The 9,069-nt window shown below is 68.8% G+C and carries 7 protein-coding genes and 1 pseudogene; 5 read left to right on the top strand and 3 right to left on the bottom strand.

Annotated elements, in window-relative coordinates:
- Positions 1-91: 91 nt before the first annotated feature.
- On the bottom strand, positions 92-1,156 hold the full coding sequence (locus tag AB0C16_RS39370) for a tyrosine-type recombinase/integrase (RefSeq protein WP_357691140.1): 1,065 nt from the start codon (positions 1,154-1,156) through the stop codon (positions 92-94).
- Between the two features lie 246 nt (positions 1,157-1,402).
- On the opposite strand from AB0C16_RS39370, the gene AB0C16_RS39375 reads away from it, so the two are divergent.
- A complete protein-coding gene (locus AB0C16_RS39375; RefSeq protein ID WP_203887750.1) occupies positions 1,403-1,837 on the top strand; it encodes a VOC family protein in 435 nt (144 codons plus the stop codon).
- A gap of 101 nt (positions 1,838-1,938) precedes the next feature.
- On the opposite strand, the gene AB0C16_RS39380 is transcribed toward AB0C16_RS39375, so the two are convergent.
- Together AB0C16_RS39380 and AB0C16_RS39385 are read right to left on the bottom strand one after the other, a co-directional pair.
- Positions 1,939-3,092 (bottom strand): IS3 family transposase gene (locus tag AB0C16_RS39380; RefSeq protein ID WP_357691143.1). Its coding sequence is split into 2 segments (ribosomal slippage): positions 1,939-2,879 and positions 2,879-3,092, totalling 1,155 coding nucleotides; the frame shifts between segments, so codons are not numbered across the junction.
- Positions 3,093-3,345: 253 nt separating this feature from the next.
- Positions 3,346-6,126, bottom strand: coding sequence for a LuxR C-terminal-related transcriptional regulator (locus AB0C16_RS39385; protein ID WP_357691145.1), 2,781 nt, complete (start codon positions 6,124-6,126; stop codon positions 3,346-3,348).
- A 134-nt stretch (positions 6,127-6,260) separates the two neighbouring features.
- Between AB0C16_RS39385 and AB0C16_RS39390 the strand changes: the two genes are divergently transcribed.
- The 4 genes and pseudogenes from AB0C16_RS39390 to AB0C16_RS39405 all read left to right on the top strand — a co-directional run bounded on the left by AB0C16_RS39390 (position 6,261) and on the right by AB0C16_RS39405 (position 8,935).
- The gene (locus AB0C16_RS39390; protein WP_357691147.1) at positions 6,261-7,046 is read left to right on the top strand and encodes an alpha/beta hydrolase; all 786 of its coding nucleotides are present in this window, start codon (positions 6,261-6,263) and stop codon (positions 7,044-7,046) included.
- Positions 7,043-7,585: a dihydrofolate reductase family protein gene (locus AB0C16_RS39395; RefSeq protein ID WP_357691148.1), complete on the top strand. Its 543-nt coding sequence runs from the start codon at positions 7,043-7,045 to the stop codon at positions 7,583-7,585. Before AB0C16_RS39390 ends, AB0C16_RS39395 begins: the two co-directional genes overlap by 4 nt.
- A gap of 346 nt (positions 7,586-7,931) precedes the next feature.
- A pseudogene (locus tag AB0C16_RS39400) lies at positions 7,932-8,237 on the top strand (protein kinase); the annotation flags it as partial.
- Positions 8,238-8,263: 26 nt separating this feature from the next.
- Positions 8,264-8,935, top strand: a complete 672-nt coding sequence (locus AB0C16_RS39405; RefSeq protein ID WP_357691150.1) for a hypothetical protein — start codon at positions 8,264-8,266, stop codon at positions 8,933-8,935.
- Positions 8,936-9,069 lie beyond the last annotated feature (134 nt).

Below are 9,069 nucleotides of genomic sequence, written 5' to 3' on the forward strand. Positions count from 1 at the left end.
GCCTCATCGTGCCGGCCGCCAGCGCCGTCGAGCATGTCCTGGCCTGGTCCAGATTCCGGCAAGCCCACCAAACCCGCGCTCTTATCAGCCACTACCGCCGACGAGGCGACTTGTTACCACGCGATCTACGGATGTAGTACCAGTGGGTGGTCCGCCCGGGACTCAAGAGCGCTTTGCGAAGATCACGAGAGGGGATCGGAGACACCTTCCGAGCGTTGACGGGCTTGGATCCTGATCGCTTTGGCGAGCGGGCGGCTCGGATCTCGGTGTCTGCGACGTCGTCGGCGAGGAGGGTGTACAGCTGGGTGGTTTCGGTGGAGGCGTGGCCGAGCCGCCGGCGGACGACCTCGATGGAGACGCCGGCGTTGATGAGTTCGGTGGCGTGGGCGTGCCGTAGCTGGTGGATCTCGATGTCGACTCCGGCCGCCTCGCAGTAGCCCTGCCACCGGTGGTGGGCGGCGTCGTAGGACAGCGGTCCGCCGGTCCCGTTGATGCTGGCGCGGAAGACGGGGCCGAACCGGTAGCCGGCGCGACTCAGGTAGAGCTTGAGGAGGGCGACGTAGCCGTGGTCGTCCAGCAGGACGGTGCGGACGGTGCCGCCCTTGCCGTGGATGCGGACGTGCTCGTCGTCTTGGCGGAGGTCGAAGTCATCGAGGTCCAGGGAGCAGGCTTCGGCGGCGCGGGTTCCGCACACGTAGATCGTCTCGAACAGGACCCGGTCACGGAGCCGGTCGAGGGGGACGTCCTTGCGCGGCCGACGGCTACAGATCGAGCCCAGAACCTTGGTGATGTCGGCGGTCGCGGCGGGCCGGGGCAGGTTCTTGGACACCTTAATAGTGTCGATCTTGTCCATGGGGTTGGCGTCGAGCAGGTCGTGGCGCACGGCCCACTTGCACCAGGAGGCGACGGCGGCGCGCTTGCGCTTGCGGGTCGCGGCCGACAGGGCGCCGATCGCGGTAAGGAACTGCCGGATGGGCGGCGCGGTCAGTTCGGCGATCTCGCCGTCGCAGTGCGCGGTGAACTGGAGGAGATCGCCGCGGTAGGCGCGCAGGGTGTGCGGGGAAGCGCCCGCGTTCTTTCGGTCGGTGAGGAAGTCGTCGAGATGACGGGCGAGCGGATGCTCGCGCCCGAGGTGTTCGACGATCACCGGATCCACGTCCTCACCCTCCCGTGCGCCGAGTTGCCAGATAACTGGGAATCGAACGGCCCATCGTGGAGGGATGATTCCCTGCTCACCACGGCCATTTGATCTTGGTCTTGCCAGATAACCGTTATCTCGCAACCCTTCGACGGGCGAGGCGTTCAGGCTGGAGCTGTGGATCTTTTCAGGACTTCGCCAATCCGGCCGGGGTGCACGGTGGACGATTACGGTATGCATAGTGATCTATGGGAGGATTTTCCCATGGTATCCGTTAAGCAGATTCAAGTCGCCTTCGATTGCGCTTCACCTGAGCGTGTCGGTCGCTTCTGGTGCGAGGTGTTGGGGTATGTCGCGCCGGCACCGCCTGAGGGGTTCGCCAGTTGGGACGACTTCAATCGCACGCTGCCGCCCGAGCAGCGGGACTCATGGTTCGCATGCAGCGACCCCTCGGGTGTCGGCCCGCGGCTGTACTTCCAGCGCGTTCCCGAAGGCAAGGTCGCCAAGAATCGGCTGCACCTTGACGTGCGGGTCGGCACCGGACTCGTCGGTGCAGAGCGCCTGGCAACCCTCGAGGCCGAATGCGCACGATTGATCCCTCTCGGCGCGAAACGCGTGCGGCTCCTGCCCGCCGATGAAGAAAACGAGTCGTGCCTCGTGATGCAGGACATCGAGGGCAACGAGTTCTGCCTGGGCTGACGAACGTCTACCTCGTTGAACGCGACACAGACCTGACTCGCTGATCGGCTCCTACGGGGAATGGAGTTGCCCCGATTCGATAGACACATCAGGGCTTGCGACTACGCGGCAGCATAGTCGAGGTCTTGGGCGTTGTTGAGAGCGTGTCGGCGTTCGTATTCGGCGGGGCTGAGCTGGCCGTTGGCGGAATGGCGGCGGCGCAGATTGTAGAAGCCCTCGATGTAGCTGAACAGGGCCCGTTCGGCCTCTGACCTGGTGCGGAAGGTGCGCCGGTCGATCAGCTCGCACTCCAGCGAGGCGAAGAAGCTCTCGGTGATCGCGTTGTCGAAGCAGGTCCCGGTCCGGCCCGTCGACGGGCGGACGCCGGCCTGCTCACAGCGCCGGCCGAAGGCGATCGAGGTGTATTGACTCCCCTTGTCGCTGTGGTGAATCACGCCGGCCTCGGGGCGACGCTGGTGCAGCGCCATCGCCAGCGCATCGGTCACCAACTCGGTGCGCATGTGCTCGGCCATCGCCCAGCCGACGATCCGGCGGGAGAAGACATCCAGCACCACCGCCAGATAGACGAAGCCCTGCCAGGTCGGCACGTACGTGATGTCGGCGGTCCAGATCCGGTTCGGCTCCTCGGCGGAGAAGTTACGCCGCACCAGGTCGGATGCGGACCCGGCGCGCGGATCGGTGATAGTAGTGCGGGCGCCCTTACGCCTGCTCACCCCGGCCAGCCCGGCGGCACGCATCAGCCGGGCCACCCGCTTGCGACCCACCCGGACCCCATCCAGCTCTCGCAGATCGGCATGGATACGCGGCGCCCCGTAGATCTCATCAGAAGCCTGGTGATGCCGACGGATCTGCTCGGTCAGCTCGGCGTCGCGGCGGGCCCGCTCCGACGGGCCGCGCCGCTGCCGGGCCGCCCAGGCGTAGTAGCCCTGGCGCGACACACCCAGCACCCGGGCCAGCAGGGAGACCTCGTGGTGGTCCTTCTCCGCATGGATCAGCCGATACTTCATCTCGGCAGATCCGTCTCCCGCGCGAAGAAAGCCGCGGCCTTACGCAAGATCTCCTTCTCCTCGCGGAGAATCTTGTTCTCGCGCCGCAGCCGGGCCAGCTCATCCTTCTCAGCGCTGGTCAGACCGTCTTGGCGGCGACCGTCATCCAGATCGGCCTGGCGCACCCAGGTACGGATCGACTGCGCGGAGGGCTGGAACTCCTTGGCCAGTTCCTCCGGTGTCCGTCCCGCGCGCACCAGTTCCACCATCTGCCGGCGAAACTCCGGCGGATAGTTGTTCGGCTCCTTCTTCCGGGAACCAGGGTTCCCCAGAGGTCAGGTGTCCACCAAACCGGGCCAACTCCAGACAAGGACGCCCAGACCCTTGCCCTGCGCCACCAGATCACCGTCCTTGAACCCTCCTTGCGCGCCCGAATACCTGTACCGATGGCTCGGCGGCATGGTCCGGACGCGGAAGCTGGAGTTCGGGCATGCGATCCCCTGTGTGACGTAGGCGGAGCGCCTACCGGCAGGTGGCGGGCGATGGCGTGGTCAGTGCGTGGAGGGCTGCTCTACCCTCTTCCGCACGGTGTGGGAGCAGCAGCAGGGTGTGGGCTCGTTCCAGCCGGGCGTCGATGTGCTCCCACTGTGCGACCGCGGCCGCGAGCGCGTCCTGGTCCGCATGCAGTCTGCCGGTGGCGCGGGCGAGGCAGGCGGTGGCCCAGCTGTTCTCCCCGGCCGCCAGGGCCGCGGCCGCCAGCCGTTCAGGCGCGTCCGGCAGCCCGGCGACCACGGCGAGTTCGGCCCCAGCCGCCCGCGCGTAGGCCTCGTAGCGTCCAATCGAGAAGTGGGCGAACGCCCGCTCGACCAGGCCGGCCGCGTCGCCCAGGTCGCCGGAGTGCACGGCGACCCTGGCATCGGCGAACGCGCCGAACGAGGCCAGGCAGCTTCCCCCGGCCCGCGCCGAGTTCATCACCAGGCCCACTCTGGAGCGCCACAGACGCGACCCGCTCTGATCGTTGAGCAGGCCGTTGGCCAGCGCGAGGGCCGACACCGAAGGCAGCAGCCATCCTGCCGCGGGCCGGTCGGCTCGCTCCCAGCCGTCCCACATCCGCTTGCCGTAGCGCAGGGCCTCGAAGAGGTCGCCGCCGAGGACGAGTGCGGGGATCAGCCTGCTGACCGAGATGTAGGGGTGATCGCCGACCAGGTCGTCGGCCAGCATGAGACGACCGGCGGCGATCGCGGCGGGCAGATCCCCGGCGACGGTCGCGTCCGTACACGCCACGTGCAGGGTGTCGACGATCTCGATGGCCGCGCGGGGGTCATCGCGGTCCATCTCTGACAGCAGGACCAGCCGTTCACGGGTCAGCCGCTGGGCCTCACGGTGCCGGCCTGCCCGGCCCGCGGCGGTGCTCACCGCGTCCAGGGCCGCGCTGATCAGGACGGGATCGCCCGTCGCCCGCGCGGTCGCGAGGGCCGTGGCCGCCAGTGACGGGTCCGGGTCGAACTCGGCGGGACGCTCGATCCAGGCGGCTGCCGCAGCGAGTGCGGCCGCCACGACGGGGTGGCCGGGATCACCGGCGTCGGCGGCTTCGGCGACCAGGTGACCTATCCGCTCGGCGGGGATGCCTTCGGGGAACGAGGCGAGGAACCTGCCGGCCGTCTCCACCGCGCGGGCCAGCGCGATCGCCCGGGCGTTGCCGTCGCCGGCGGCGTGGGCCTGCTCGGCGGAGGCGAGGAGCAGGTCGAACACGTCCTGCCCGGAGATGGTGTCCAGGGAGCAGTCCGCCGCGCCGCGCAGGTCTTCGGCCGCCTCGGCGGGGGTGGGCGCCCGCTCGGCCGCCTGCCGGTAGTGGCCCTGGGCCTCGGCCAGGAAGCGGCGGGCGTAGGCGAGGTGGCCGAGAGCGCGGGCCAGGCGGTGGGCCTGGCCGCCCGATTCGGCCGGGGCGACGGCCAGCGCCGCCCGCAGATCGTCGGCGACCGCGTCGAAGTCCTGCCGCCAGTCCCTGACCGGCGCGCCTGTCGTGGCATCGGCGGATCGGGTGGTGCCCAGCCGCTCCTCCAAGGCCGTCGCGGTGTCCGCGGCCCAGCGCAGGTGACGCTCCCGGATGTCGTCGTGCTCGTCGCCTGACCGTAACCGTTCGCCGGCGAAGGCTCTGACGGTCTGCAGGAGTTGCCACCGGCTCGCCGGGCCGCGCCTGTGGACGACGAGGCTCTTGTCAACCAGGCGTCCGAGCACGTCGGTGACCGCGCCGGGACTCTCGCCGGCGGTGAGCGCCGTCGCGGCGGCCAGGTCAAAGCCGCCGCAGAACATCGACAGCCGCCGAAACAGCGCCTGCTCCTCCTCATCGAGCAGTTCGTAGCTCCAGCCGATCACCGCGCGCAGCGACCGATGCCGCTGATCGGCCACCCGCCCGCCGCTGAGCAGCCGCAGGGTGTCGTCGAGGGCGGTCAGCAGGCCGGATGCCCCCAGGGAGGCGCTGCGCGCGGCGGCGAGTTCGATGGCGAGGGGCATGCCGTCGAGGCGGGCGCAGATCTCCGTCAGGAGTGCCGGGTCGGCGCTGAACTCGGGGTCGACGGCGGTGGCGCGGTCGAGGAAGAGCGCTTCGGCGTCGGAGGCCAGGGGCAGTGGGGTGAGCGGCACGGTTCGTTCCCCTGGCACGCCGAGGCGTTCGCGGCTCGTCACCAGGATCCTGACGCCGGGGCAGGCCGCCAGCAACCGCCCAGCGAACCCGGCCGCCGCGTCGAGCACGTGCTCGCAGTTGTCGAGGACCAACAGCGCCCGATCGTGGCCCAGCCGCTCGACGACGGCGTTCTCCAGCGGCTCCCCGGCGCGCTCTGTCACGCCGAGCACCGTCGCCGCCGCCTGCGTGACGAAGCCGTCACGCGCCGGGACCAGATCCACGAAGGCCCCACCCATAGGGGACGAGGAACAGACGGCTGCCGCAAGGCGGGTCTTGCCGACCCCGCCCGGCCCCAGCAAGGTCACCAGCCTGGAGACGCCGAACGCCTCCAGCACGGCCTCCCGCTCCCGCTCGCGCCCGACGAACGAGGTCAGGGCGACCGGTAGCCCCGCCAGGCGCCCACCCGGCGTCCCGTATCCGGCCTGATCGTGCTCTGGTCGTATGGCCAGCGCGGCCAGGGACTGCCGGTCGGGCACACCGTACTTGCGCAGCAGCGAGGAGACGTGGCTCTCGACGGTGCGGACGGAGATGTGCAGCCTGTTCGCGATCTGCGCGTTCGACAGTCGCGCCCCGACCGCCGCCAGTACCTCGGCCTCACGCTCGGATACTTTTACGATCATCACGACATCATCACCGACGTGCGGCGTCCGTGGACCTCTCCGTGGTGAATCCGTGGTGATCACGGATGCCGGTCAGGGGCCGTCCGGAGCACTCTGGTCACACAACGAAAGAGAACGAACACGAAGGACATCTCATGAACAAGGTCATCTCACAGGACGGCACCGCGATCGCCTTCGACCGGATCGGGCAGGGGCCGGCGGTCATCCTGATCGGCGCCGGCCCGACCGACCGGTCGGCGAACGCGGCCCTGGCCGAGCTGCTGGCCAAGGATCTCACCGTCTACAACTACGACCGCCGGGGGCGCGGCGACAGCGGCGACACCGCCCCGTACGCGGTGGACCGCGAATTCGAGGACATCGAGGCTATCATCAACGAGGCTGGCGGATTGGCGCATCTGTACGGCACCTCCGGCGGCGGCATCATCGCCCTGGAGGCCGCCGCCCGCGGGCTCGCCATCGGCAGGCTTGCGGTGTGGGAGGCGCCCTACATCCTGCCCGGCACCCGCCCTCCGGTGCCCGCCGACTACCGCGAGCAGCTCGTCGAACTGCTCGCCGCGGACCGCCGGGGCGACATGTGCGAGCTGTTCCTGACCGCCGCCGCCGGCCTGCCGGCCGAGTTCGTCGCCCCGATGCGGGACTTCCCCGGCTGGTCGGCGATGGAGTCCGTGGCGCACACGCTCATCTACGACGCCACCATCACCGGCGACTTCTCCTTGCCCACCGACCGGCTGGCTGGCGTCGCGGTGCCCACCCTCGTCATCGACGGTGAAACGATCCCCTGGATGAGCAGCGCGGCACAGGCTCTCGCCGAGACGCTGCCCGACGTACGACGGGTCAGCCTGACCGGCCAGCCCCACAACGTGGCCCCCGAGGCCATCGCCCCCGTGCTGGCGGCGTTCTTCACGCGGGCCACGGCATGAGCAAGATCGTCTCGCAGCTCTTCGTGTCGGTGGACGGCGTCGTGGAGGCGCCCGAGCAGTGGCACTTTCCCTACCACGACGACCAGATGGCGGCGGCGGTCGCCGAACAGCTCGACGAGGCCGACACGCTCTTGTTAGGGCGCAGAACCTACGAGGTGTTCGCCTCCTCCTGGCCTGGCAGGGGCAGCGAGGTGCCGTTCGCCGACCGGATCAACTCCATGCGCAAACTGGTGGCCTCGACGACCATGACATCGCCGGAGTGGCACAATTCGACCGTGATCCGGGGTGAGGTGTCCGCCGAGCTGGCCGCGCTCAAGCAGGACCGAGGCGGGCACATCACCGTCAGCGGCAGCCTCACCCTCGTGCGATCGCTGTTGCGTGACAACGTGCTCGACGAACTCCAGTTGCTGGTCCACCCGATCGTGGTGGGCGGCGGGGAGCGGCTCTTCCCGCACGACGGTGACCGGATACCACTGCGACTGGTTCACTCCGCCACCTTCTCCAGCGGGGTCCTGCATCTGACCTACCGGTCTGCGTGACACCGGCAACCGGGCGTCAACCGGCCTGACCGTCACCCGGCGGTCAGGCCGGGGAAGACCGTCTACAACCGGCATCGCCGCTTGGACATTGATTTCGGTACCGGGTTTGACCCGTACGGCAGGCCCTTCAACGGGCAGATCTTCGGATGACCAGCAGCATGACCAAGGGCCGGATTCCCGGTAACGGGATTCCGGCCCTCTAGGCTGTAGAGGTGGCTGTACGACCTCGCCGGACAAGATCATGTAGGGGTGTTTCTGCTGGTAGGGCGCCCGGGCTCGAATCCGGAACCTACGGAATAAAAGATCCAGTTCGGCCCGTTCCGGATCGTTCAATGCAGGTCAGACGGTGTGGGCGGTCCACCAGCTGTTCGGCCTGGCTGCAGGTCTGGCCGAAGCATTGGTCGCCGTGCACGCCGCAGGAGTCGTTCATCGCGATCTCAAGCCGCCCAACGTGATCCTCTCCCCGGCCGGTCCCAAACTGGTCGACTTCGGCATCGCCCGGGCGCTCGACGCGACCGTGATGACCCGGACCGGAACCTGGATCGGTTCACCCGGATGGGTAAGCCCCGAAGAGTACAGCGACGCACCTGCCGGACCGGCAGCCGACGTGTACGGCTGGGGGTTGCTGGTCGTTTACGCGGCTACCGGATCGCCCCCTACGGCGTGGCACGTCCCGAAGTGCTCGCCCTCAAGGTGTTGCACGACGCTGTCGCCACCTCCGCCGTCCCGGGCCCCTTGCGTACGCTCGTCGACAGGACACTGGCCAAAGATCCCGGGCTTCGGCCGTCCGCCTCTGAGGTCATGGCTGTGGTAGCCGAGTCTTGGCGTGAACGGCACGGTCAGCCTGCCATCGCAGCGGCGGACGCGGCCACCGACATCATCACCCGGCTGGATCGGACTTGGGTCATGCCGGCCGCGGAACCGGCCTGGCCCACAGTTCAGCCTTCCGCGCCTGCGGCCGGCACCCGTCGCGCGGCCCTGATAGCCGCCACAGTGGTCATCGTCCTGGGCGCAGCAACCGCAATCGCCGTCAACAACCTTCCCGCTCAGCCGAATCCTCCTCCTGTGCAGGCGCGCAGCGCCACCGCCACGGCAGACATACGAGCTTCGCAGGCGGCCACGGATCAACGAGACCCGGCCCCGAAGCGCACTGATCGCCGCCCTCCACCTCCGCCTGACACGAGCGCGGAACTCGCCGCGGCTCTCGATCTGGCGCTGGCGAGCACGCCTGCGGCCTCATTCACTTTCGAAGGTGGCTTCACGCAGAGCCTGACGGGAGGGAAAGCGAGCGGGCGCCTGCATAATCGCGAGACCCAAGATGACTTCGACATGACGATCGGGAGTGTCTAATGAACGGCGGATCTGCTGATCAAGGAGAGACGCCAAGTGAGCGAGACGACGATCGAGCGCGAGTCCGTGGAGGAGCCGGTCGGCGAGGCCACGTCGGACGGGCAGTTGATCGCCATGCTGGTCGACCGGGCCCG

This window comes from Nonomuraea sp. NPDC048916, from assembly GCF_040649575.1.
Taxonomy (GTDB): domain Bacteria; phylum Actinomycetota; class Actinomycetes; order Streptosporangiales; family Streptosporangiaceae; genus Nonomuraea.

Bases quoted from the DNA above. Each gene is read 5' to 3' on its own strand.
- AB0C16_RS39375 (WP_203887750.1), top strand. From the start codon at position 1,403: ATGGTATCCGTTAAGCAGATTCAAGTCGCCTTCGATTGCGCTTCACCT.
- AB0C16_RS39385 (WP_357691145.1), bottom strand. From the start codon at position 6,126: ATGATCGTAAAAGTATCCGAGCGTGAGGCCGAGGTACTGGCGGCGGTC.
- AB0C16_RS39390 (WP_357691147.1), top strand. From the start codon at position 6,261: ATGAACAAGGTCATCTCACAGGACGGCACCGCGATCGCCTTCGACCGG.
- AB0C16_RS39395 (WP_357691148.1), top strand. From the start codon at position 7,043: ATGAGCAAGATCGTCTCGCAGCTCTTCGTGTCGGTGGACGGCGTCGTG.